Source organism: Pseudoalteromonas sp. QJM3NY_22, assembly GCF_056173065.1.
Genome location: NZ_CM149655.1, coordinates 1064155 through 1088703, shown reverse-complemented (window position 1 = coordinate 1088703; position 24549 = coordinate 1064155). Strand labels below are relative to the sequence as shown.

Sequence of the window (24549 nt, the reverse complement as noted above, 5' to 3'; positions counted from 1 at the left end):
AACAAAATAACTAACTGCTCAGACCAGACAAGGGTACACCGTGCAATTTAATTCAACTGACAATTACATAGCGAGTAGCGCGCTTAAACAAGCTGTAAATGCTGCCATTATGCTCGAAAAACCACTTTTAATTAAAGGCGAACCTGGCACAGGTAAAACCATGCTGGCTGAGGAGTTAGCTAAAAGTTTAGATACCACACTTATTCAGTGGCATATAAAATCGACCACTAAAGCGCAGCAAGGCTTATACGAGTACGACGCGGTTTCGCGCCTGCGCGACAGCCAATTAGGTGACGAGCGCGTACACAACATTAGTAACTACATCGTTAAAGGTAAGCTTTGGCAGGCATTTACATATGCAGAGCTCAACGGTAAACGCCCAGTGCTTTTAATTGATGAAATAGACAAAGCCGACATAGAGTTCCCAAACGATTTACTACTTGAGCTTGATAAAATGGAGTTTCATGTTTATGAGACTAACGAGCGCATTGTCGCTAAAGAGCGCCCTATTGTAATCATCACCTCTAATAACGAAAAAGAATTGCCGGACGCATTTTTACGCCGCTGCTTTTTTCATTACATTGATTTTCCTAGCAGCGACGAAATGCAGCAAATTATTGACGTGCACTACCCTAACGTTAAACAAGATTTAGTACGCCAAGCACTCGAAGTGTTTTTTAACCTGCGCGAAGCAAGCGGCCTTAAAAAGAAACCTTCCACCAGCGAATTACTCGACTGGTTAAAGCTTTTAATGGCTGAAGACATAGACGCTAAAACACTGCACGATAAAGCTAAAAAAAGCGGTTTAATGCCCATGTTTGGCGCATTACTTAAAAATGAGCAAGACATAAGCCTAATCGAAAAGCTCGCGTTTATGAGCCGTCGCTAACATGTTAGTACAGTTTTTTTTCACGCTACGTAAATACCGTTTACCTGTAAGCCTGCGCGAGTTACTCGATTTAATAAACGCATTAAAAAAAGGCGTTATATTTGCCGACGTAGATGCATTTTACCATTTGGCTCGCACTATAATGGTAAAAGACGAAACGCACTTTGATCGCTTCGACAAAGCCTTTAGCGACTACTTTAGTGGTATTGCCGACCTTGATTTGCTCGAGAGATTAAAGCAACAGTACAACTTACCTGAAGATTGGCTACGTAAAGAGTTTGAAAAAAACCTAAGCGATGAAGAAAAAGCTCAACTTAAGGCCATGGGCGGACTCGACGAGCTTATGAAAACCCTAAAAGAGCGTTTAGAAGAGCAACAAAAACGCCACGCAGGCGGCAATAAATGGGTGGGCACTGGCGGCACATCACCTTTTGGTGCATACGGCTATAACCCAGAAGGCGTGCGTATAGGACAAAACGGCAACCGTAACCGCCAAGCAGTAAAAGTGTGGGATAAACGAGAATACAAAAACCTCGACACCGACAGAGAAATTGGCTCGCGCACAATTAAACTCGCCCTTAAAAAGTTACGAAAGTTTGCCCGCACTGGCGCAAGCGACACGCTTGATTTAAACGAGACTATTCGCGCTACTGCAAAACAAGGCGGCATGCTTGATGTAAAAATGGCGCCCGAGCGCCACAATGCAGTAAAAGTACTCATGCTGTTTGATATTGGTGGCTCAATGGATGACTACATTCACACCTGCGAAGAATTATTTAGCGCCGCCCACAGCGAATTTAAACACCTAGAGTTTTACTACTTTCACAACTGTTTATACGAGCATATATGGCAAGATAACGCGCGCCGCCATTCAAACGTAATAGACACCATGACGCTGATTAATAAATTTACCAGCGACTATAAAGTAATATTTGTTGGCGATGCTACTATGGGCCCATACGAAATAGCTTATGCTGGCGGCTCGGTAGAACACTACAATGAAGAGCCCTGCAGTGCATGGTTACAACGTATAACAAACCACTTTGATAAAGTCGCCTGGCTCAACCCACAACCCGTTGAACACTGGCCGTACTATCAATCAATTGGCTTTATAAAAGAGTTAATGAACAATCGCATGTATGCGCTGAGTTTAGATGGAATAAGTAGAGCGATAAAAGAGCTGAGTTAAAATGAATAATAGGAATATATTAAAATTAGTTTTGTTTGCATCACTTATTATAAATTTGGTTTTTATTACTATCTTTATAAGTGACTCTAAAAAGGATAAAAGCATTTATTTATTAGCAAGCAATGTTGAAGCTAAATGCTTGAATGATTGGAAATCACAAGACTCTAGGGTGCCTTTTATTACCTCTCATCAAATTTTAGGACCAGATCCTTTTACTGAGTATAACCTTTTAGAGCTGGGAGGTTATGATCAGTCAACATCTTTCACATACGAATTCTCAGCATGTTTTAAAGATAAATTTTCTACAGTAAGAACAATTGCAGAGATGAAATATGCTATTGATTTCATGGGTAAGCAATCAAAAAATGTTGGATTTTATAAATTACCAAATTCTGATGAAATTATTGTTTACTCAAATGAGTAACAATTAGGCTAGATTGGCTAAACTCACAACTCGTTGAGCATTGGCTGCACTATCAATCAATTGGCTTTATAAAAAAGCTAATGAACGACCGTATATATGCGCTGAGCTTAGATGGGATAAGTAGAGCGATAAAAGAGCTGAGTTGATAGTTAATATCAATGACAGCTCAGTGCCATGAGCAGTCATTCATGATTAACTCGTTTCTGCCCCAAAATTATTTTACGTAAATGCTCTAAATTTGCGATGTGCTGTTTACCATGACAATTTAATTGAAATTTTAATCCGCTAATGTTTTACTATATATTAGTAATGCATTTTATTTGGCACTTTATTGGACAACCTTATGTCATTAAAAAAGAAACTACTTTTTGTCATTTCCATAGTCGCTATTATTTCTTCAATCGTTTCTTTATTTGCTATATCTCAACTTTCATTAACTGAAATGAAAAAAGATGCGTTGACTAAAGCGCAGTTTGATTTGACAGCAAAACGCACACTTATAACCTCTGAGCTTGCTAACTATTTAGAAACGATTGAAAAGCAAGCGGTAGTTATGGCAAGTGGCGTATCTATAAAAGAAGCAACTCAGCAATTTGTACAAGCATTTTTTGAATATGATGAATCAAACTATAACTTAGCTAGTTTAGGCGCTTATTACACCGGTCAGTTTAAACCAACTTACGACCAGCAAAATTCAACGCCTATTAATACTTCAAACTTATATAGGTCATTACCCAGCATTTCTAAAGCGATGCAATCTCAATTTATTTCATTGAACCCAAACCCTCTTGGTGAAAAAGACAATTTAGATTCAATTAACGATAATAGTGAATATGATTTAACCCACAAAAGATATCACTCTGGTGTTAGAACTTTTTTAAAAGAATTTGGCTATTACGACGTATTTATTGTAGAGCCCACACAAGGTTATATTGTTTACAGTGTTTTCAAAGAACTAGACTTTGCCACTAGCCTAAAATTTGGACCATATAAAAATACAGGAATAGCCGAAGCGTTTAACGAAGGTTTAAATCTTAATAAAGGCGAAACCTACTTAACTGATTTTGAGGCCTATTTACCTTCTTATAATAATGCAGCGAGCTTTATTTCGACTCCAATATATGAAGGTAATAAGCTTTTAGGTGTTTTGATATTCCAAATGCCGATAGACCGTCTTAATAATTTAATGACGCAAAAAGAGAAGTGGGCTGAATCAGGTTTTGGAGAAAGCGGCGAGATTTATTTGGTCGGCCAAGATAAAACCTTAAGAAACGAAAGTCGTTTTTTTGTTGAAGACAAAGAGGGGTATCTTTCCTTAATAAAAAGAGTTGGTATGACGCAAACTGACCAAATTGCCAATAAAGATACAACAATAGCAATTCAACCAGTTGAAACTGTGGGGGTTAGAGATGCATTGTCTGGAAATGTTGGTTTTGCAATTTTTAATGATTATAGAGAAGTCCCTGTTTTAAGCTCATACGGCCCAGTAGAGTTTGGTAATAATCGCTGGGCGATTATGTCAGAAATAGATGAAGAGGAAGCCCTCAAGGCGGTAAATACTCTTTCGAATTATATCTGGGGTACTGCACTAACTATAATTACAGTAATTGCAATTATTGCAGTATTTATAGCATTGCAATTATCCAATTCATTAGTTAAACCATTGACGATACTTGCAAGTCGCTTCGAGTCTTTATCTCAAGGGGAAGCTGATTTAACAGTAAGGTTGGATAAATCTAATACTCCAGAAATAAACAAAATAGTCTTAGGTTTTAATGCATTTATTGGGCAAATCTCTGAGGCATTTAGTTCGGTGCAAGAGGCGGTATCAAGAATTGCATCTAGTGGCACCGAATTAGGGGTGACAACAGAGCAAACTAACGTAACACTGAATGAGCAGGAAAATTCAATTAAGCAAGTGCATGAGTCTATAGAGCAATTTAGTGTTTCTGTATCTGAAATAAATAATCAGACACAAACGGCTCTCACTGACGCAAACGAAGCAAAAGATAAAACTGAAGAAAATGCCGAAAGGGCAACCTTAGCGGCTGACAACATTAAGCAATTAGTTACTGAAGTGAATAAGTCATCTAAAACAATTAAACAACTTCAAGACAGTGTCAAAGGTATTGGCGATGTATTAGGTGTAATAAACGCCATTGCTGAACAGACAAACTTGTTAGCCTTAAATGCGGCTATTGAAGCAGCCAGAGCTGGTGAACAGGGACGAGGGTTTGCAGTAGTAGCTGATGAAGTTAGAAGCTTAGCCTCTCGAACTCAAGAAAGTACAGTAACAATTCAAACTCAAATTACTCAGCTAACCGATATAGCTCAACAATCTTTTGAGTCTATGGAAAGAGCAAGCATTTCAGCCGAAGGTGGCATTCATCTTGTTGACGACGTAAATGAAGCACTCCATGAATTAAAAGAGACGATAGTTAAACTAAGCAGCATGAGTTCAGAAATATCGTCAGCCACACAAATGCAAGGTTATTCAATTGAATATATAACGGAGAGCATGACGGAATTGAATAATCGAGCAAAAGAAATAACGGAGGCATCGGCAAATATAACTGGAGTCGCAAGCGAGTTATCATCGGTAGCTGAAGAATTAAAAGAAGAGACTAAAAGGTACAAAGTTTAGCTTTGTGTTTAGTTGTCTCTCAATTGTTTTTGTCCAAAAATGAGTTTGATCGACCGTCTGCTTCTCGCTCTGAGCAGCCATGCAGATAATATTTAAATCATACAACTACAAAACGTTACTTCTCGTTCATTTTAGTTTAAATCGATTTACTCATAAACAAGCTGTACGGATCTACCTCATAATCACCAAATGGTTCGCATTCTTTAAAACCAAATTGAGCATAAAGCTTTTGTGCGGGTAAAAATGCCTCTGCAGTGCCGGTCTCTAAACTTAACTTTTTGTAACCTCGCAAAGTTGATTGCTCAATAATATGCGTAAGTAACTTAGCAGCGATGCCTTGGCGTAAATAGTTGCTTGATGTGCGCATTGATTTAATTTCGCCATGCGTTGTATTTAGTGCTTTTAAAGCGCCAACACCCGCTAAATTATTATCAATCCATAAGCTATAAAAAGTTATATCGGGCTGAGTGAGTTTACTCACATCAAGTGCATGTACGCTCTCAACGGGCGAGTGTTTTAACATATCGTTATGATGCGCTTGTAGTAACTTTATAACGTGTGGGTTTGAAAGCTCACCTATTCTAACATCCATTTATACCTCGTTTAATCCTAGAATTTAATGCTTTAGGGCTTTAATTAAAACCCTAAAGTAAGTGGCTCTATTTAGGCTGCTAGTTTCCATACTACAAAAGCGACAGCAAACCCAACTAAGTACACCAAACCTAACCACGTTAAACTACGTAGTAAAACGCTATGCCTTATAGCAGGCTCTGATCGCACGAGGCTAAAGTTGAGCCATGCAAATACAGGCGTTGTAACAAATGAAAGTGTCATTGCAAACGTAAGCATGGGGCCAAGGGCTGATTTAAAAAATAAAATAACGGCCATACCGGCAAGTGCTTGTAGTATTAACCAAATATTTAGGCTGTGTTTTGATTGCTTAAAGCCAAGTAGTTTATGAGATTCGTTAAGCGTACGGGCGTAGCCGTCTAGCACGGTGAGTGTAGTGCCAAACATACATAAAAAAGCGATTGCTGATACAAGCGGCCTTGCCCACTCGCCTATTGTTAATGCGTACATATCAATAAGCTGCTTGGCAAACGCGACACCGCCGAGCTCTATACTACTGGTTTGCCCGTACTGCACTAATACACCTAAGCTAAAAAATACCAAGGCTAAGCCAGCTGTAAGCCAGTAACCTACGTTAAAATCGAACAAGCCTTGGCTTTTAGAAACTGTTTGCTGCGCTTGTTTTTCTTTTAGCCAAAGCGAGCTAAGAGCTGATATTTCTATTGGGGCAGGCATCCAGCCCATTAAAGCCACCATAAAGCTAAGCATGGCAAGTTCATATGGTGAAGGCCCAACATAGTCAGCAGGCGCCATTGGGCCATTACTAAACGCGATAACTAACGCAATAACGGTAGCCAGTGTTAATAATCCCATTATGCCTTTGGCCACACTGTCGAGCGCTTTAAAGTGTCCTAACAATAATATGGCTAAACACACTCCTAATAATATCCAACATAGCAGTGTTACCTCTATTACTACAGGCAGTGCGTAATGCAGTAAGCTTGCGGTAAGCAGTAATACGCCGGCGGTATTAACAACAGCGGCAACAATGTTTAAACCGATAAAGCTGTAAAAATAAAACGGGCCTTGACTCTTATAGCCCTCCACTAGGCTATTTTTAGTCGCGAGTGTGTATTCCATACCAAAGCGAAAAAACGGGTACTTTAAAACATTAACAACAAGGATTAGCCAAAATAGTTGCCAACCAAATATTGCTCCAGCTTGCGTAGAGGCAACTAAGTGAGAACCGCCAATAGCGGCTGTTGCCATGAGTATTCCAGGTCCAAGCGCACCTAGTCGAGACTTCCATACTGCTTTTGTTGTGTGCATTAATTTCTCAAAATATGTGTGTTGTACGCTGCTTTTATTAATTTTTTTGATTAATAAACTGCAAGAGCGCATAACTTACCTAAATTACAGGCAATAAAAAAGAGCCATACGGCTCTTTTTTATAATACTTTGGAACTAAATTTTATTTAAGATCCATCTCTTGGATGATCTCGTGTGCGATTTCAGGTGTCGTGCTAACAGGCTTTTCGTGTAGGTTTGCTTTTATCTGCCCTTTTCGATGTTTTAGTGCCGCATCGAGTTTTTTAGCTGCACTTGCAATGGCAGGGTACATAACTTCGTTTTCCCCTTTTACCGATATGCGCGTGCCTTCATAATTAGTGCTAATTTCAGCTTGGATTTTATGATGTTCTTTAGACAAAATAATTTCGAGTGCAATAAGCGATGGGAAATGGCTCTCGATTTTTGAAAATTTTTCGTTGATGTGCTCTCTAATAGAGTCAGTAACTTCAACATGGTGACCAGAAAGATTAATTTTCATAGGGTATCCTTTTATTTGTTACCTCATAAATAGTATTGGGGGCTATTTAGATTAACACAAGGAAAAAAGAGAGATATTTGAGGTTTATTTGCGGTTTTTGGTGATTTAAATCATGCGTTGCGCAAAGTTTATGCAAAGCCCATAGTGCATGGGCTTTCAGACGTCTAGCTGTACTGATTAATCTGTGTACGAACAACAGTAGTCAGCAAAATCAGATACTTTTACTTTAAAGCTTACATTTGCATCAACATTAAACGACTCACCCGCGTTAAATGTTTTCCACTCACTTGCACCTGGTAATAAAATATCCCATTGGCCAGCTAAAAGCTCCATGCATTCTTTTTGGTTTGTATCAAAAACAAACTCACCAGGTTGCATAAAGCCTAAAGTTTTCGCTTCGCCATCACCTAAAATAACGGTACGACTTGACACTTTTCCGTCAAAATATACATTGGCTTTTTTTACTACACTTACGTTATCGAACTTTGGCATTTTTAGCTCCTGCTAATTTTTATATTTAATTGCGGTCACATTGCCTGATACATAATGAGCTTGCAAGGAAGTGGAGCGAAAAACATTAAGTCAAAATATCATGACGGCAAACAACAACTTATTTTTATTGAATATTAGCTTTTAGAGGATATGTTAAATAATTAGAAGCTACGCTTCTCACGTGAGCAAGCTCTACGTCTACAAATAACGCTCCTTAACTTTTGGTGCAACTTTTTGTAAAGCTAGCTTTTCTTGTTTTAAAAGTAACTCTTTTACAAAATTTTAAACCAGCGAGATCGCGCAACAGAACTTATAATTTATTACAAGGAGGAATAAGAGACACTGCGCTTTCAAAAAAAGAGATAAGGCTTTGAGAAAGTTAAACGCCCTGCGAGTTATCAGTAATTAAATTATCGTGGTCGGGGGGTAACTCAGTAAGCTTTATTGATTCCATAATCCGCTGTTGTGATTCAAGTGCATGCTTAGTCCATTTTTTATGTTTATGGGAAAGATCAACACGGTGATTAAATTCAACCTCTAAAAATGCATGCTCACTTAATGGTAAGCAATAAAAATCTTGGCGAGAACGCTTATTACTTTTTTTTATTTGATAAAACACCCATTGGCGATCATTAATAATTACCTCTTTAGCCGCAGGCAGTGGCGGATAACCATAAGATTCAACGCGCCCTAAAATTTCCTTTTTAAGTGCCTCACCTTGCCATGGGTTTGCTCTTTTATTCGACTCTAGCTTGGTATCATTTTGAAGCTTAGTGTTATAACCATCTGACCCCCAATGATAATTATCATACTCATCAATCACAAAGCGTTTTAATTGCATAGTATCAAGAACATTGATTTTATTGGTTTGCTTAATTCTTAGTTGGCAACTAAGCATGCCATACTCACTGCTTGGTAAATAACTTACTGGTGGCAAATACATCCAATTTTCAGTGAGCATATGTACGTATTCATGGTGTAAATAGTTTTTTTTATGTTGTTTAAACCAGCTGGTCGAATTATAGGGAAATGAGACATCAATTGTAGAAGGTACAGCAGCAACATTACTACTAGGCATATCAAGGGTTAATAGCTTACCTTCTAAAATAAGACGATGGTGAACACAATTTTCAAAATTGGGCCCGCCAATAAAACCACGATAAAACGCCTTGGCTAAATTAAACACTTTTAGAATTGTCAGCAATTAAATTATCGTGTTCTGGAGGTAAATCACTAAGCTTTATTGATTCCATAATCCGCTGTTGTGATTCAAGCGCATGCTTAGCCCATTTTTTATGCTTGTCAGAGCGATCAACACGATGGTTAAACTTTACTTCTAAAAAAGCATGCTCACTTAATGGCAAACAATAAAAATCGTGACGAGAGCGCCTATTACTTTTTTTTACTTGGTAAAATACCCATTGGCGATTATTAATCATAACCTCTTTAGCGGCAGGTAATGGCGGCTTTCCATAAGATTCAATACGACCTATAATTTCTTCTTTTAAAGCTTCCCCCTGCCAAGGATTTGCTCTTTTTCTCGATTCTAAGGTGGTATCATTTTTGATTTTAGTGTTTTTTCCATCTGGGGCCCAATGAAAGTCATCGTACTCATCAATTACAAAATGTTTTAATTGGCTGATATCAAGCACATTGATTTTATTGGTTTGTTTAATCCGTAACTGACTACTGAGCATGCCATACTCACTACTGGGCAAATAACTAACTGGTGGTAAATACATCCAATTTTCAGTGAGCATATGCACGTATTCATGATGTAAATAGTTTTTTTTATGTTGTTTAAACCAGCTGGTCGAATTATAGGGAAATGAGACATCAATTGTAGAAGGTACAGCAGCAACATTACTACTAGGCATATCAAGGGTTAATAGCTTACCTTCTAAAATAAGGCGATGGTGAACACAATTTTCAAAATTGGGCCCGCCAATAAAACCACGATAAAACGCCTTGGCTAAATTAAACACTTTTAGAATTGTCAGCAATTAAATTATCGTGTTCTGGAGGTAAATCACTGAGCTTTATTGATTCCATAATCCGCTGTTGTGATTCAAGCGCATGCTTAGCCCATTTTTTATGCTTATCAGAGCGATCAATACGATGATTAAATTCAACCTCTAAAAAAGCATGTTCACTTAATGGCAAACAATAAAAATCTTGACGAGAGAGGCTATTATTTCTTTTTACTTGGTAGAACACCCACTGGCAATTGTTAAATATAACTTCTTTGGCTGCTGGTAGTGGTGGATATCCTCGAGTCTCAATACGCCCTAAAATTTCTTCCTCTAACTCATCAGGCTCAAAAGGGACGGCCATTTTACTTGATTCTAATGTAGTATCATTTTTAACTTCGGTATTTCTGCCATCAGGTCCCCAATGGAAGTTATCGTATGATTCAATCACAAAACGCTTTAATTGCACGGTATCCAGTACATTGATTTCATTAGTTTGTTTAATCCTTAGTTGGCAACTAAGCATGCCATACTCACTACTTGGTAAATAGCTTACTGGTGGCAAGTACATCCAGTTTTTAGTAAGCATATGTACATATACGTGGTGGAAATAATCTTCCTTGTGCTGATTAAACCAACTTGTTGAATTATAGGGAAATGAGACATCAATTGTAGAAGGTACAGCAGCAACATTACTACTAGGCATATCAAGGGTTAATAGCTTACCTTCTAAAATAAAGCGATAGTAGATGCAATTTTCAAAATTGGATCCGCCGACAAAACCACGGTAAAAAGCCTTGGCTAATTTGATCATAATCGCGCATCCGTAGGCGGTAGAGTTTTAATAAACTTTCTTACTATGTCGGCCTTTTCATTATTACCTAGCATTTCTAGCTGAGCTGCATAGGTGACTAAGCCTAAAAACGGTAAAGTGTGTGGGCTTTCGCCAACAGAGCCATCTGTAACCAGGCCTTTAAATTTCAGCGAACGTACTAAACTACTGGATGATATTTTACTGCGGTCAGCTAAATTAGGCACTAAATCATAAGGGTTATTACGCACTGAGACAACTTTTACACCTACGCTGTGGGCAATGCGTTTTAAACGTTCGACATTTGAGCCTGAACCATGCACAGCAAGTTGTTGGCCTGTAAGAGGCTTACCATAATAAATACGATAGTGCTCCAGAGCCGCGCAAAAAATTATCGCGCCTTGGCTGTGCGCCAGCCATTTTACCTGTTTACCTTGTTGGCTATTTTGTGCCAGCACAGCCGCTAAATGCTGAGCATTATGGGATTTAGTCCCTGAACGCTTATCAAACGCGCACTCAATTAAGTCAAGCTTTGTATAATCAGTGGGATTATGAAACAAGGTATAAGCTTTTATACCGTCGCCCTCGTAAGCTCTATCAAGGTGAGTGCCCATTAACCATGTGGCTTTGGTAAGCTCATTTTGCATACCATTGACCGCCGCATGCTGCGTTTTTATTTGTGTGGTTGGAGTTGGAATTGGCTCCCAAGCACCTTGTACTTTCTTTATTTCTTCTTCGTTCATTGCTTTGTCGTATGTATCACTGCTGCGCCTTTTCACCTCATATAACATAGTCCGCTCCGCAGAAAAGTTACTTTTAGCTCCCTCTAATTGCTTATCAAATAATATATCGGTTATGGATATATTACTTGCTTCTAAGCTATAACGTATTAAAAAGTGATAATTACGAAATGGGTATTTTGTCCGCCATAAACGGCGCAGCGGGTTACGGCTATGCTTAATTGAGTTTGTAGCATTAGGGTTCGCGCATATTTGAATAATATCGGCGCATACCATTTTTAAATCATAATCATTGAGCTGCGATAGCATAGCGAGAGCTTGGCAGGTAAATTTAGCTTTACTAAATGGGAAGTTAATAGGGAGTTTAACACCAAAATCTCGACAGCTAAGCGCGTCAAGAGGGATTACAGAATGAGCATTGATAGTTTTATTGAGTTTAGACCAAGACATATTTCTTCCTTGTAAATGAGTCTGGGTTAAAATACTGCGTTAAATTATTTATTAGAGCAAAAATAATTTAACGCAGTATTTTAATGTTGAATTACATCTTTCTGGCTCCATTGTAGGTCGTCATTTATGGCGTCATATTTTTGATTTACCTTTAACACCAACCTGCATAAATCTTTGATCAATTTAACGAATTAAATTGCACTATTACGTCGTTAAAAATTTTTATTTAGAACAACTAGATACAAAAAATTTTGCCTAGTTCTAGCGTAATTTTCTTAATGTTAAATAGACCCCATATATAAGCAGATTGGTATAACGCGCTAAAGCACGACCTACAAACAAAAAAGCCCGTCCTGTTTTAAACAGAGCGGGCTTTTAATCTTTAAAGCAATCGATTAAAAAAGCTCGTTTGCTTTGCTTACAATGTTTGCCACTGTAAAACCAAAGTGCTCAAACAACTCATTAGCTGGTGCTGACTCACCAAAGGTAGTCATACCTACTACTGCGCCGTTTAGGCCTACGTACTTGTACCAGTAATCAGCAATACCCGCTTCTACTGCTACGCGGCGTGAAACAGATGCCGGTAATACGCTTTCTTTGTATGCTGCGCTTTGATCTTCAAAGGCATCAGTACATGGCATAGATACAACACGTACCTTTTTACCTTGGCTGCGTAGCTCAGTTGCTGAATCTTGTGCTAGTTGCACTTCAGAGCCCGTCGCAATAAAGATAATCTCTGGATTGCCGTCACAGCTAAGGATGTAACCACCCTTTTTAACATCTGCTAATTGCTGTGCGTCACGCGCTTGTTGCTCAAGACCTTGGCGAGTAAAGATTAACGATGTAGGACCGTCTTTACGCTCAATAGCTTGTTGCCATGCAATTGCCGACTCAACTTGGTCACATGGACGCCAGTTGTATAAGTTAGGCGTTAAACGCATGCTTGCAATTTGCTCTACTGGTTGGTGAGTTGGACCATCTTCACCTAAACCAATTGAATCGTGCGTGTATACAAAAATGCTTGGTTGCTTCATTAATGCAGCCATACGTACAGCATTTTTTGCATATTCAACAAACATTAAGAACGTAGCACCGTAAGGAATAAAGCCTTTATGAAGGGCAATACCATTCATAATTGCCGACATACCAAACTCACGTACACCGTAGTAAATGTAGTTACCGCTTGCATCGTCGTGTGTTAAACCTTTAGAACCATCCCAAATTGTTAAGTTTGAGCCTGCTAAATCGGCTGAGCCACCCATAAATTCTGGTAATAACGGACCAAACGCATTTAATGCATTTTGCGATGCTTTACGAGACGCTGGGTTTGCAGGGTTTGCTTGTAATTGCTCAATGTAAGCTTGAGATTTTTCAGCCCAATCGCCAGGCAGTTCGTTATTAATACGACGCTTATATTCAGCCGCAAGCTCTGGGTATGCTTTTGCGTATGCTGCAAATTTTTCGTCCCAGCTTGATTCAAGCTGTTGACCTTTTTCTTTACTATCCCATTGTGCGTAAATATCATCAGGAATTTCGAACGCATCGCCAGTCCAACCTAAGAATTCGCGAGACGCTTTAATTTCGTCATCACCTAGTGGTGCACCGTGACAATCGTGGCTACCAGATTTATTAGGTGAGCCGTAACCAATAATTGTTTTACAACAAATTAGTGAAGGTTTGTCGGTAACGCTTTTTGCTTCTGCAATTGCAGCACTTACAGCATCGCTGTCGTGGCCATCAACACCACTAATTACATGCCAACCGTATGCTTTAAAGCGAGCTGGCGTATCATCAGTAAACCAACCTTCTACTTCGCCATCGATTGAGATGCCGTTGTCATCCCAAAATGCAACAAGTTTACCTAGGCCTAATGTGCCTGCAAGTGAACCTGCTTCATGAGAAATACCTTCCATAAGGCAGCCATCGCCCATAAATGCATAGGTAAAATGATCAACTATATCGTGACCTTCACGGTTAAACTGTGCAGCGAGTGCTTTTTCAGCAATTGCCATACCTACGGCATTTGTGATCCCTTGACCTAATGGGCCCGTAGTAGTTTCGATTCCTGGTGCATAGCCATATTCAGGGTGACCTGGTGTTTTAGAATGCATTTGACGGAAGTTTTTAATTTCGTCTAGTGGTAAGTCATAACCACTTAGGTGCAATAGAGAATAGATAAGCATTGAACCGTGGCCGTTTGAAAGAATAAATCTGTCACGGTCAGCCCACTCTGGATTCGTTGGGTTATGTTTTAGATAATCGCGCCATAATACTTCTGCGATATCGGCCATGCCCATTGGGGCTCCAGGGTGGCCAGATTTGGCCTTTTGTACTGCGTCCATTGACAAGACGCGAATAGCATTTGCAAGTTCTTTGCGAGATGGCATGAATTCTCCTACCTTTATGTGTATTTGCACGGGTATTAATGTATTCGTTTATGTATCCAAGTAACTTGGACACTGTAATACATCTATTCTTACTTATTGTGGGGGCTGTGTGCAATTAAAAACCCTATAAAAGGAGCTATTATGAATATTTTTTAAGACCATAATGATATTAGTTATTTTATTTAGACGTCTAGGCGTAAAAACACTATGCAAGGTGTTTTGTTTTCGATAAAATACGCCCCTTAATTTTTTAGCGCTAATACCGACGTTTGTGAAGCGCAATATTTGTGAGCGGAAATACAATGGCAAAACATTTATTTACTTCTGAATCAGTTTCTGAAGGTCATCCGGATAAAATCGCCGATCAAATCTCTGATGCGGTACTTGATGCTATCCTAGAGCAAGACTCTCATGCCCGCGTAGCGTGTGAAACTTACGTGAAAACCGGTATGGTTATGGTTGGTGGTGAAATCACTACTAGCGCATGGGTTGATATCGAAGAAATTACACGTAAAACAATTCGTGACATTGGCTACACAAATTCAGACATGGGTTTTGATGCAGACTCATGTGCAATTTTAAACACTATTGGTAAGCAGTCTCCAGACATTAACCAAGGTGTTGACCGTACTAGCCCAGAAGAGCAAGGCGCTGGTGACCAAGGCTTAATGTTTGGTTACGCATGTAACGAAACAGAAGTACTAATGCCTGCTCCAATTACTTACTCACACCGCTTAGTACAACGCCAAGCTGAGGTTCGTAAAAGCGGCGAGCTTAACTGGTTACGTCCAGATGCAAAATCTCAAGTTACTTTTGCATACGAAAACGGCAAGCCAGTAGGTATTGATGCTGTAGTGCTTTCTACTCAGCACAGCGAAGACATTTCTCAAGCTGATTTAGTAGAAGCTGTAATGGAAACAATCATCAAGCCAGTACTTCCTGCAGAGCTTATTACAAGCGCGACTAAGTTTTTCATTAACCCAACAGGTCGCTTTGTAATTGGCGGACCAATGGGCGATTGTGGTTTAACAGGTCGTAAAATCATTGTAGATACATACGGTGGTATGGCTCGTCACGGTGGTGGGGCTTTCTCTGGTAAAGATCCATCAAAAGTTGACCGTAGTGCTGCATACGCTGCACGTTATGTTGCTAAAAATATTGTTGCTGCTGGTCTTGCTGACAAATGTGAGCTACAAGTTTCTTATGCAATTGGTGTTGCAGAGCCTACTTCTATCAGCGTTGAAACGTTTGGTACAAGCAAGCTAGAAGAAAGCCGTTTAATCGAGCTTATTCGTGAACACTTTGACTTACGTCCTTACGGCTTAATTCAAATGCTTGATTTAGAGCGCCCTATCTACCTTCCTACAGCGGCTTATGGCCACTTTGGTCGTGACGAATTCCCTTGGGAACGTACAGATAAAGCTGACGCACTTCGCGCAGCAGCTGGCCTTTAATTGGTTAAGTAACTATCTAAATAACTTGAACCCTGGATAATAAGTTAGTAAATCTCTTAACCAGAGTTCAGGTTAAATACAAAAAAAGCGCCAATTGGCGCTTTTTTTATGCATAATTAAAGTATCAAAAATTAAATAAAGGCAGCCTGTAAAAACTGCTTTTTTAATCCATCCCTCTGGTAAGCAAATGCCACGCTGTAGCCATATATTGATTATATGCTTGCTCTGTTTGGCTATCGACGGCTTTAAATTCAGGTTTATGGTTTGGTGATAAACGTGTTTTATCAAGTGGATCTATTTTTTGATATTCATAGACCGAAGATAAATCACCACGCCAAAGCTCTGTTTCAGTTCGTATTGTTTGAAAGCCAAATACAGTGCGCTCTTTTTCTGGCATATTTAGTAATGATTGCCCCATACTATAAAATTCAGTATTTTTTGGCGCTATTAGGTTTAATAAAGTCGGTGCAATATCCATGTGGCTTGCTAGTTGATCTTTAGCGACCCAATTTGAATTAACCCCTTTACCATAAATTACAATCGGGACATGAGTTAGCTCATACAGATCAGGCTGGTGATGAAGGTAACGACGACCATAATGATCCCCCGTTATTATGAATAAAGCATCTGGGTATCGCTGCTCCATTTTACGAACAAACTGACCTAACATTTTGTCTGAGTACCAAAGGTGCCCCAACACATAAGGGTCTAGCAAGTCATCACCTAAGGCTTGGATTTCTTTTGGATAATCTGCCAAAGATTTAAAAGGGTAACCATATTGATCTAAATCTAGGTTAAATGGACCATGGTAGCTGCCGCTCATAATGAGATTAAAACTTTTATCGTTTGTTGTCTTATCAACTAAATCAAATAATTGCCCATCGTCAATTCCCCACACACCAGCACTGCCTTTTCCTCCAGCATCAACTGCTGAAAATACTTTATCGACACCTTGTGAAAGTGCATATTCTCCGACATTTTGCCATGATAATAAGCCACCATAATAAAATCGACTTTTGTAACCAAGCTGCTCTAATTGGCTAAATATTGACATTTTACTGGTCGGCTTTTGAGGCCCAATACGGCTCATATTCACACCAGCATACGCAATACCCGACATAAGGCTTGATAACGAATTCATTGTGCTACTTGCGGCAGGCAAAACATTATCTAAATAGATGCCTTTACTCGCCAAGTTACTTAGTTCGTTAGTTAAGTTAAGTGATGCATATTTTTGTTGTAATGGCCAAGCATCGTAACTTTCCATTACGATAAAAAATACCTGTGATGGAGCTGCCAATAATGGAGCATTTGTTTCTTGCTCAAAAGCGGCTAGAGGATTTTCTATCGTTGGTGAGTTTTTTCCTAGATAAGGGTTGTGGCCATTTAAACCAAAGCTCTGTAAGTCGTTATAGTCTTTAATCGCATAAATAAAGCTTCTAAACGGGTTTATGACTAGGTTATTTACAAATGCATCGGCTGTTACTGCTGACCATTTTCTTGACGCTGGACGTGTTTCAAAAGATCCTCGTATTGCGCATATAAATAACACAACAATTAATACAATTAGTATTGTGCGCTTATAAATACAAGTAGTGAAAAGGCGATTAATAAATGTATAGTGTTTTTGATCAACCACTTTATTTATTTTAAACGTTAGCGCTAATAAAATAACTAAACTAAGAAGACTACCCCATGGTTTATATTGCTCAACAACTGTTAAAGCAATAGCCTGTTGATCGTCTTTCAACCCTTCTAGCATAAAGTAGTTAAATTGGCTGCCGTACTCTGTTATATAAGTAACACTCACAATGCATAGTAACGTGGTGACTATAAAAAATATTCTTCCCGTATACAGACGAGCCTTACTTACCCAGTGCCCTAAATGCATAGGTTGTAAAATACAGTTTAAAAGAAATGCGATGCTAAAGCATACACCGGTAGCTGCTGAATCAAATGCAAAACCCGCTTTTAACGTTGCAAAAATAGCATCTGCATCTAACTGTGCTGTTATTCTGTCTTTAAAATAGATCAAAAAGAAAACGCGAAAACTCATAAAAAGTAAAACGCCGGCAAACCATAGTGTTGCAATACGTCCACTTTCTTTTACAAACTGTAGCCAACGACTCGCAGGAGCCATGTGAGAATCAAACAAAGGTGTGTCCTTAAATGAAATATCCTTGGGCGCGCAATTTTACTGAATAAATAAAAGCTAACAACAAAACAAATGTAATTATTTGTAATTAATTAAATAACTTTAATTTATAGGTAGGACTGCATTTCTAAATGAGTTAGGTTTATACTCGTTAAATAATAAAAGCTTTAAGGGTAGTTAGATGGCCGACAATTTTCGCGTTATATTTGCAGGGTTAGCTGATGGCACTAACGCTAAAACAGCATGTACAAACCTAGCAGAAAAATTAAAAACCTCTGAAGAAAAAGTAACTGCTTTTTTTAAGGGTAAATCACTCTTCGCACCGAGCAATAAAGATAAAGCCTTAAAACAGGCTAAATTACTTGCTAGTTTAGGGATCCAAAGCAAACTACAAGCCGTTTCGAGTAACACCCAAAGCACTTCTGCTCTAGCAAATAATGAACGACGTGATGAACGAATTTTTGATGCGCTAGATTACATCACAAGTAGCTTAATTCGCCTTGAAGAAAAACTAGAAGAGCTAGAGCAACGTCTTCCTGAAATTGAATCAAAAACCCCCGTTTCAAATAGTGAAGAATGGCAGGACGACGATCTTATGCTTGATGAAGAGCTTATTAGCCCGCCTAATGAGCGCAGTAATATCGTTTTATATTCACTTATAGCAACAGTAATCACACTGCTCATAGTGTTAGCTGCATATTTAGCATTTCCTAATTTATTCTCTTTTTAATTATGTTCTGGGAACGAAAATGAGCAATAAACGTTCACAGATAAGAGAATATATCCGTAAAACCCGTAATAACTTATCAAAAAGTCAACAGGGTACAGCGGCTCAGCAAGTAAACATGAATTTTATTCAATATTTAAAAGATAAAAAAACAACTAAAAAAGAGCATATTGCAATTTATTTAACTAATGACGGAGAGTTAGACACTTCATTGTTAATTAAGAGTTTATGGGATTTAAATCACCACATCTACCTCCCTGTAATACACCCCTTCAATGGCGCTAATTTACTATTTCAGCGTTATGAAAAAAACTCACCCATGAGGGCAAACCGCTATGGTATCTTTGAACCTAAGCTCAACTGCTCTCAAATATGCCCATTACCAGCGCTTGATTACCTCCTTATGCCGTTAGTTGCATTTGATAAACAAGGTAATCGCCTAGGAATGGGAGGCGGGTTTTATGATAGAACACTGGCGCGTTTACACGAACAAAATTGGCAAAAACCACAACTTATTGGCTTAGCACATGAATGTCAAAAAGTAGACGTGTTACCCATTGAGTCGTGGGATGTACCACTTAAAACTATTATCACTCCAGATAAAACCTACTGCTGGTAACACGTTAATTTGTATACTAGCAGCATACTTTTGATATAGATGAGCACACATTAATGACACAAGATGAATTAAAAAAAGCAGCTGCCTGGGCTGCACTCGAGTTTGTAAAAAAAGACACCATAGTAGGCGTAGGTACAGGCTCAACAGTTAACCATTTTATTGATGCACTTGGCTCAGTAAAAGACACTATTGCAGGCGCTGTATCAAGCTCTGAAGCCTCTACCGTTCGTTTAAAAGAATTAGGTATTGAAGTATTTGAGCTCAATAACATTGATGTTTTGGATGTCTACGTTGATGGCGCTGATGAAATTAACGCTCAAAATGAAATGATTAAAGGTGGCGGTGCAGCCCTTACTCGCGAAAAAATAGTAGCCGCAGTAGCTAAACAATTTGTGTGTATTGTAGATGACACCAAATTAGTAGAAACGTTAGGTGACTTTCCGCTTCCGGTAGAAGTTATCCCTATGGCGCGCAGCTACGTTGCACGAGAATTATTAAAACTTGGTGGTGACCCTGTTTACCGTCAAGGCGTAGTTACCGATAATGGTAACGTTATATTAGATGTATTTAACTTAAAAATTACCAATGCCAAACAACTTGAAACACAAATAAATTCAATTGTTGGCGTAGTTACCAACGGCCTATTTGCGATGCGTGGTGCTGATAAAGTGATTATCGGCACTAAAAATGGGCCTCAAATTAAATAGGATGAGGTTATGAGTAAGGTATCGTTAGCAAAAGACAAAATTAAAATTCTCTTGCTTGAAGGTGTTCACCAAAGCGCTGTTGAAACGCTAAAACGTAACGGTTACAGCAACATCGATTACGTTAAAACATCCTTACCTGAGGACGAACTAAAAGAACGCATTAAAGATGTACACTTTGTAGGCCTTCGTTCTCGCACTCATATAAGCGAAGCGGTATTAGATGCCGCTGAAAAGCTCGTTGCAGTTGGTTGTTTTTGTATTGGCACAAACCAAGTTGACCTAGACAGCGCACGCGAACGTGGTATTGCTGTATTTAACGCACCGTTTTCTAACACTCGTTCTGTTGCAGAGCTTGTGCTCGGCGAAATCCTGCTTTTATTACGTGGTATTCCAGAGCGTAATGCAGCGGCTCATCGTGGTGGCTGGTTAAAAACAGCAAATGGTTCGTTTGAAGCACGTGGTAAAACATTAGGTATTATTGGCTACGGTCACATTGGTACTCAGCTGGGTATTATGGCTGAAAATATCGGTATGAACGTGGAGTTTTACGATATCGAAGATAAGTTATCACTGGGTAATGCAAAACAAGTTCATAACCTAACTCAGCTATTACAACGCTCTGATATTATTAGCTTACACGTACCAGAAACGCCGCAAACTAAAAACCTAATCGGCACAGCTGAACTTGCTGTTATGAAGCAGGGATCTATTTTGATCAATGCTTCTCGCGGAACTGTTGTTGATATTGATGCACTTGCAGAAGCGCTTACCGAGAAAAAGCTAAGTGGTGCAGCAATCGATGTGTTCCCTACTGAGCCTAAATCTAACGATGAAGAATTTGTATCTCCACTGCGTCAATTCGACAATGTTATTTTAACACCACACATTGGTGGTTCGACACAAGAAGCACAAGAGAATATTGGCATTGAAGTAGCAGGTAAACTGGCTAAATACTCAGATAACGGCTCAACCATTACTGCGGTTAACTTCCCCGAGGTATCGCTACCAGAGCTTGCTAATCGTAGCCGTTTATTACACGTGCACCACAATCGCCCTGGCGTACTAACGCAAATTAACCAAGCGTTTGCACAGCACGGTATTAATATTGCCGCGCAATATCTGCAAACAGATTCAGCAATTGGTTATGTTGTTATTGATGTAGATACTGATCACTCTGAAGTTGCACTTAAAGAGCTAAGCGCTGTTGAGGGTACAATTAGAGCACGTATTCTTCATTAATAATGAGATTGGCTCTTTGAGCAATAACTACAGTTTTATAAAAACACCGCACTTAATTTAAGCGCGGTGTTTTTTTATAAGCTGTGTATTTCTCATAAGTTACATGTGCGCGATGTAAAATCGCACCTACCGCTTGGATATATATAATTTTGTAGGTGAGGTTTTATACCTCGCTGTTTAAAAATTTAAGCGATAATGCACAAGCGCGAAATAAATTCGCACCTACCGCTTGGGTATATATAATTTGTAGGTGAGGTTTTATACCTCGCTTTTGCATATTAAAAACACGCGTTACATGTGCGCGATGTAAAATCGCACCTACTGCTTGGGTATATATAATTTTGTAGGTGAGGTTTTATACCTCGCTTGTACATATTAAAAACACGCGTTACATGTGCGCGATGTAAAATCGCACCGACCGCTTGGGTATATATAATTTGTAGGTGAGGTTTTATACCTCGCTTTACATATCTAAATATATTAAATAACACCGTTTAAAATAAAAACCTCAAGGCACAAAAAAGCGCGAGTAAAACTCACGCTTAAATTATTTAAATTGAACTATCAACACCTTTTCGGCTCACTGACAGCTCAACGCGATTATTAATCACCTTTTACTTCTAAATTAATAAACTTAACGAGTTCTTCAGGTTGCCCTACTAGCATCATAATGTGTTGATTAACTTCCATCATGGTTTTACCTTCAGGTAATTTTGCAGATACGCTAAATGAATTCAAACCTTTAGCAAAGCTAGTTAAAGCCTCAGCTATGTCTTGCGTTACGGGAGCTTGTTGTAACTGCTGCTGTAGCATAAGTTCCATTTGCTCTAACGTCATACCTTGCTTTTCAAGCTCACTTGATAATAAATCTTTTAGCTTACCTTGATTATTTAAGGCAAAACTAACATTGCGCGGCTCCAGTTTGCCCATTGCTTGCATAACAAGTGTTTGCTGCTGTAACTCTTGCTCGTAAGTTAGAGGTTGATTACCGGCTTCTTGTTGCGCCTTACTAATAGCCAATGACGCATCCATTAGTGCTTTTGAATTAGCTAAGCCCATATTCATATTAAAACTAACAATATCTTTTGCATCTAATTTAACAACCACATCACTGTTGCCCGACTGTTCGTCGTAATCAAGCGATGAGTGTAAGTCATAGCTTGCCGATGCTAACATTTCGTTCGTATCTGCTGGTAATTTTGCGGCAAAGTCTTTATCAAACTGGAAGCTTTTTACATCAAACGATGTATGAGGCGAAATATTATCCGGATCGTAACCCGTTATTTCAATACTTTGAATCTTAGCAACATTGTCACCCTCAGGGCTTATTACTTCCATATTTGTTATTTCTACGCTTTTTGAAATAACACTTGCTGATAAACCAGCATATTTAAATATAGCGCCCGTTTGCTCACTTACTAAAGCAAGTTGCTTATCTACTTCTGCACGTACTTCTTGTGTTGCTACATAATTTGCATAACTTACACCACCAACACCTGCTGCAACAATAGCGGCAACTATAACTAATTTTTTCATGTTATCTCCTTATTTAATTCTTAATATAAAATGGTCTTAACTCAAGAGTAACACTGATGAACATTACCGGTTAAGCGTTTTTGCTGGCTAGTTAATTAAACTAAGTAACTCATGCACTGTTTTTACTGGGGTGATTTTAGCACCCAACCCTTCCATGGATTTATGATAATTACGAAATGGAATAAATATTTCAGTAAAACCATGTTGTGCTGCTTCTTTAACGCGCGGTACACCACTATCAATTGGGCGTACATCGCCATTTAAGCTAAGCTCACCCATAATACATGTGGTACGAGGTACAACAAATTCATTTAAACTACTAAGTAATGCGGTAACTAACGCCAAATCAATACAGGTTTCTGATTCATCAATTCTTAAACCACCTACTATATTGAAAAACGTATCGTGAAATATTTTAGTTTTAGTGTGCTTGCGCAATATACCGGTCAGCATTTTTATACGATTCATATTTAAACCAACGCAAACACGCTGCGGAAATTCCGCCTCAGTTTCGGTGGTTAAACATTGAATTTCGAGTAATAAATTACGATTTCCTTTACGAATACAAGTAATTGTAGACCCAGGTGAATCGGTGGTTGAACCCGATAAAAATATTTCGCTTGGGTTATCAACACTTAACATACCGCGTTCGCACATTTTAAAAATGCCCACAGTATCAATATCACCAAAGCGATTTTTATTGGCTCGCAAAGTACGAATTTGCCCATCGTTGGTGTCAATATGTAAAAGCGCATCCACTATATGCACCAAGGTCTGCGGGCCAGCTATTTCGTTATTCTTATTTACATGAGCAATAATGAACATGGTTACATCATTTTGCTTACAATATTGAGTCAATGCTTGTGCGGCACTTTTTACTTGCGAAGGCGAGCCTGGGCTACCATTAGCGGTATCGGTTACAACAGCTTGAATAGAGTCGATTACAGCAAACTTAATTTTATTCTTCTCAAGCTCATCAATAATTGTTTCAACGCTTGTTTCTGAAAGTAAATAAAGTTCATCAGGATTGTAGTTTAACTTTAAACGGTTAACCCTGTTTTTAAACTGTGATAAAGATTCCTCTGCCGTACAGTAAAGTGATGGCATACGCTGTGACATCCTAGCCACTAAATCCGACAGCAATGTAGTTTTACCAGCGCCAGGATCGCCAGAGATTATATTAACCGACCCTGTTGTGACACCACCGCTTAGCACACGATCGAGTTCGCCGATTTCAGTTAGCTGTTTTTCAGCCTCTGTTGTAGTAATGTCATTAATTTTTTTAGAGCCGCCACCAATACCACCAGCATAACCGCCTACACTTGCTCGGACTGCCGCTTTTTTACTTTGCCCTGCTGAAGGTTTAAATTCTGCTAATGTGTTCCATGCACCGCAGCGGCATTGACCTTGCCAACGTTGGTAGTTCATGCCACATTCAGTACAAACAAACTCTACTTTTGCCGCTTTTGCCATTAATAACCTTACCTACTATTCTTTAATTTTTAAAATGCTTACCATTAAATGATTATCTTGCCATTCCACGCTTTTTCTCAGCAACGATTTTTACCTGTGAAAAACCTAGCATCACAATCATTAAATACAATTCTGTTTTTATTCCCTGTAATTTAGGGCATACTTTTTGCTTTGAAATAATTTAAAGTAACTTGCCAACAAAATGGCATTTAACAAATAATAACAAGAGCTAAACTGTAGTTACT

The 24549-nt window shown here is 38.8% G+C and carries 21 protein-coding genes; 9 read left to right on the top strand and 12 right to left on the bottom strand.

Annotation, left to right across the window (positions count from 1 at the left end; translation table 11 throughout):
* Window positions 1-40 precede the first annotated feature (40 nt).
* The 4 genes from AC0VZ4_RS04830 (at window position 41) to AC0VZ4_RS04815 (ending at window position 5146) form a co-directional block, all read left to right on the top strand.
* Window positions 41-889, top strand: a complete 849-nt coding sequence (locus tag AC0VZ4_RS04830; RefSeq protein WP_475441072.1) for an AAA family ATPase — start codon at window positions 41-43, stop codon at window positions 887-889.
* A gap of 1 nt (window position 890) precedes the next feature.
* Window positions 891-2078, top strand: a complete 1188-nt coding sequence (locus AC0VZ4_RS04825; RefSeq protein WP_475441071.1) for a vWA domain-containing protein — start codon at window positions 891-893, stop codon at window positions 2076-2078.
* A gap of 1 nt (window position 2079) precedes the next feature.
* Window positions 2080-2502 (top strand): hypothetical protein, encoded by a 423-nt coding sequence (locus AC0VZ4_RS04820; RefSeq protein ID WP_475441070.1) that lies wholly within the window; start codon window positions 2080-2082, stop codon window positions 2500-2502.
* Between the two features lie 343 nt (window positions 2503-2845).
* Entirely contained in the window at window positions 2846-5146 is a 2301-nt protein-coding gene (locus AC0VZ4_RS04815; protein WP_475441069.1) for a methyl-accepting chemotaxis protein, read from the top strand.
* A 136-nt stretch (window positions 5147-5282) separates the two neighbouring features.
* Here AC0VZ4_RS04815 and AC0VZ4_RS04810 read toward each other — a convergent pair whose 3' ends face one another.
* From AC0VZ4_RS04810 to tkt, 9 genes are all read right to left on the bottom strand, one after another.
* Window positions 5283-5738 (bottom strand): GNAT family N-acetyltransferase, encoded by a 456-nt coding sequence (locus tag AC0VZ4_RS04810; protein ID WP_007376060.1) that lies wholly within the window; start codon window positions 5736-5738, stop codon window positions 5283-5285.
* Window positions 5739-5809: 71 nt separating this feature from the next.
* On the bottom strand, window positions 5810-6985 hold the full coding sequence (locus tag AC0VZ4_RS04805) for an NRAMP family divalent metal transporter (RefSeq protein ID WP_475441617.1): 1176 nt from the start codon (window positions 6983-6985) through the stop codon (window positions 5810-5812).
* A gap of 202 nt (window positions 6986-7187) precedes the next feature.
* Window positions 7188-7544, bottom strand: a complete 357-nt coding sequence (gene hpf / locus AC0VZ4_RS04800) for a ribosome hibernation-promoting factor, HPF/YfiA family (RefSeq protein WP_007584763.1) — start codon at window positions 7542-7544, stop codon at window positions 7188-7190.
* Between the two features lie 177 nt (window positions 7545-7721).
* On the bottom strand, window positions 7722-8036 hold the full coding sequence (gene ppnP / locus AC0VZ4_RS04795; protein WP_002958974.1) for a pyrimidine/purine nucleoside phosphorylase: 315 nt from the start codon (window positions 8034-8036) through the stop codon (window positions 7722-7724).
* A 379-nt stretch (window positions 8037-8415) separates the two neighbouring features.
* Complete coding sequence (locus AC0VZ4_RS04790; RefSeq protein ID WP_475441068.1) at window positions 8416-9240, bottom strand: hypothetical protein; 825 nt, start codon at window positions 9238-9240, stop codon at window positions 8416-8418.
* On the bottom strand, window positions 9215-10039 hold the full coding sequence (locus AC0VZ4_RS04785) for a hypothetical protein (RefSeq protein WP_475441067.1): 825 nt from the start codon (window positions 10037-10039) through the stop codon (window positions 9215-9217). The genes AC0VZ4_RS04790 and AC0VZ4_RS04785 overlap by 26 nt, the downstream gene beginning before the upstream one ends.
* A complete protein-coding gene (locus AC0VZ4_RS04780) occupies window positions 10014-10820 on the bottom strand; it encodes a hypothetical protein (protein ID WP_475441066.1) in 807 nt (268 codons plus the stop codon). Before AC0VZ4_RS04780 ends, AC0VZ4_RS04785 begins: the two co-directional genes overlap by 26 nt.
* On the bottom strand, window positions 10817-12007 hold the full coding sequence (locus tag AC0VZ4_RS04775) for a hypothetical protein (RefSeq protein ID WP_475441065.1): 1191 nt from the start codon (window positions 12005-12007) through the stop codon (window positions 10817-10819). Before AC0VZ4_RS04775 ends, AC0VZ4_RS04780 begins: the two co-directional genes overlap by 4 nt.
* Window positions 12008-12402: 395 nt before the next feature.
* Window positions 12403-14394: a transketolase gene (gene tkt, locus AC0VZ4_RS04770; protein WP_475441064.1), complete on the bottom strand. Its 1992-nt coding sequence runs from the start codon at window positions 14392-14394 to the stop codon at window positions 12403-12405.
* A gap of 302 nt (window positions 14395-14696) precedes the next feature.
* Here tkt and metK point away from each other — a divergent pair, with 302 nt between their 5' ends.
* Window positions 14697-15848 carry a methionine adenosyltransferase gene (metK, locus tag AC0VZ4_RS04765; protein ID WP_138586947.1) on the top strand — a complete coding sequence of 384 codons (1152 nt, stop codon included), beginning with the start codon at window positions 14697-14699 and terminating at the stop codon, window positions 15846-15848.
* 163 nt (window positions 15849-16011) lie between these two features.
* Here metK and AC0VZ4_RS04760 read toward each other — a convergent pair whose 3' ends face one another.
* On the bottom strand, window positions 16012-18003 hold the full coding sequence (locus AC0VZ4_RS04760) for an LTA synthase family protein (protein WP_475441063.1): 1992 nt from the start codon (window positions 18001-18003) through the stop codon (window positions 16012-16014).
* Between the two features lie 181 nt (window positions 18004-18184).
* On the opposite strand from AC0VZ4_RS04760, the gene AC0VZ4_RS04755 reads away from it, so the two are divergent.
* The 4 genes from AC0VZ4_RS04755 to serA are packed head-to-tail and all read left to right on the top strand — an operon-like array spanning window position 18185 to window position 21295.
* Window positions 18185-18733 (top strand): hypothetical protein, encoded by a 549-nt coding sequence (locus AC0VZ4_RS04755; RefSeq protein ID WP_475441062.1) that lies wholly within the window; start codon window positions 18185-18187, stop codon window positions 18731-18733.
* Window positions 18734-18752: 19 nt separating this feature from the next.
* Window positions 18753-19349, top strand: coding sequence for a 5-formyltetrahydrofolate cyclo-ligase (locus AC0VZ4_RS04750; protein WP_475441061.1), 597 nt, complete (start codon window positions 18753-18755; stop codon window positions 19347-19349).
* A gap of 53 nt (window positions 19350-19402) precedes the next feature.
* A complete protein-coding gene (gene rpiA / locus AC0VZ4_RS04745; RefSeq protein WP_475441060.1) occupies window positions 19403-20056 on the top strand; it encodes a ribose-5-phosphate isomerase RpiA in 654 nt (217 codons plus the stop codon).
* 9 nt (window positions 20057-20065) lie between these two features.
* Window positions 20066-21295, top strand: coding sequence for a phosphoglycerate dehydrogenase (gene serA, locus AC0VZ4_RS04740; protein ID WP_007377804.1), 1230 nt, complete (start codon window positions 20066-20068; stop codon window positions 21293-21295).
* Window positions 21296-21898: 603 nt separating this feature from the next.
* Here serA and AC0VZ4_RS04735 read toward each other — a convergent pair.
* Together AC0VZ4_RS04735 and radA are read right to left on the bottom strand one after the other, a co-directional pair.
* A complete protein-coding gene (locus AC0VZ4_RS04735) occupies window positions 21899-22831 on the bottom strand; it encodes a YbhB/YbcL family Raf kinase inhibitor-like protein (RefSeq protein WP_475441059.1) in 933 nt (310 codons plus the stop codon).
* A gap of 87 nt (window positions 22832-22918) precedes the next feature.
* Window positions 22919-24304: a DNA repair protein RadA gene (radA, locus tag AC0VZ4_RS04730; protein WP_457934803.1), complete on the bottom strand. Its 1386-nt coding sequence runs from the start codon at window positions 24302-24304 to the stop codon at window positions 22919-22921.
* Between the last annotated feature and the right edge of the window lie 245 nt (window positions 24305-24549).

Coding starts and splice junctions, on each gene's coding strand:
- serA (WP_007377804.1), top strand. CDS start 20,066: ATGAGTAAGGTATCGTTAGCAAAAGACAAAATTAAAATTCTCTTGCTT.
- metK (WP_138586947.1), top strand. CDS start 14,697: ATGGCAAAACATTTATTTACTTCTGAATCAGTTTCTGAAGGTCATCCG.
- AC0VZ4_RS04750 (WP_475441061.1), top strand. CDS start 18,753: ATGAGCAATAAACGTTCACAGATAAGAGAATATATCCGTAAAACCCGT.
- AC0VZ4_RS04780 (WP_475441066.1), bottom strand. CDS start 10,820: ATGATCAAATTAGCCAAGGCTTTTTACCGTGGTTTTGTCGGCGGATCC.
- AC0VZ4_RS04825 (WP_475441071.1), top strand. CDS start 891: ATGTTAGTACAGTTTTTTTTCACGCTACGTAAATACCGTTTACCTGTA.
- tkt (WP_475441064.1), bottom strand. CDS start 14,394: ATGCCATCTCGCAAAGAACTTGCAAATGCTATTCGCGTCTTGTCAATG.
- radA (WP_457934803.1), bottom strand. CDS start 24,304: ATGGCAAAAGCGGCAAAAGTAGAGTTTGTTTGTACTGAATGTGGCATG.
- AC0VZ4_RS04820 (WP_475441070.1), top strand. CDS start 2,080: ATGAATAATAGGAATATATTAAAATTAGTTTTGTTTGCATCACTTATT.
- ppnP (WP_002958974.1), bottom strand. CDS start 8,036: ATGCCAAAGTTCGATAACGTAAGTGTAGTAAAAAAAGCCAATGTATAT.
- AC0VZ4_RS04815 (WP_475441069.1), top strand. CDS start 2,846: ATGTCATTAAAAAAGAAACTACTTTTTGTCATTTCCATAGTCGCTATT.
- AC0VZ4_RS04735 (WP_475441059.1), bottom strand. CDS start 22,831: ATGAAAAAATTAGTTATAGTTGCCGCTATTGTTGCAGCAGGTGTTGGT.
- AC0VZ4_RS04805 (WP_475441617.1), bottom strand. CDS start 6,985: ATGGCAACAGCCGCTATTGGCGGTTCTCACTTAGTTGCCTCTACGCAA.
- rpiA (WP_475441060.1), top strand. CDS start 19,403: ATGACACAAGATGAATTAAAAAAAGCAGCTGCCTGGGCTGCACTCGAG.
- AC0VZ4_RS04775 (WP_475441065.1), bottom strand. CDS start 12,007: ATGTCTTGGTCTAAACTCAATAAAACTATCAATGCTCATTCTGTAATC.
- AC0VZ4_RS04755 (WP_475441062.1), top strand. CDS start 18,185: ATGGCCGACAATTTTCGCGTTATATTTGCAGGGTTAGCTGATGGCACT.
- hpf (WP_007584763.1), bottom strand. CDS start 7,544: ATGAAAATTAATCTTTCTGGTCACCATGTTGAAGTTACTGACTCTATT.
- AC0VZ4_RS04810 (WP_007376060.1), bottom strand. CDS start 5,738: ATGGATGTTAGAATAGGTGAGCTTTCAAACCCACACGTTATAAAGTTA.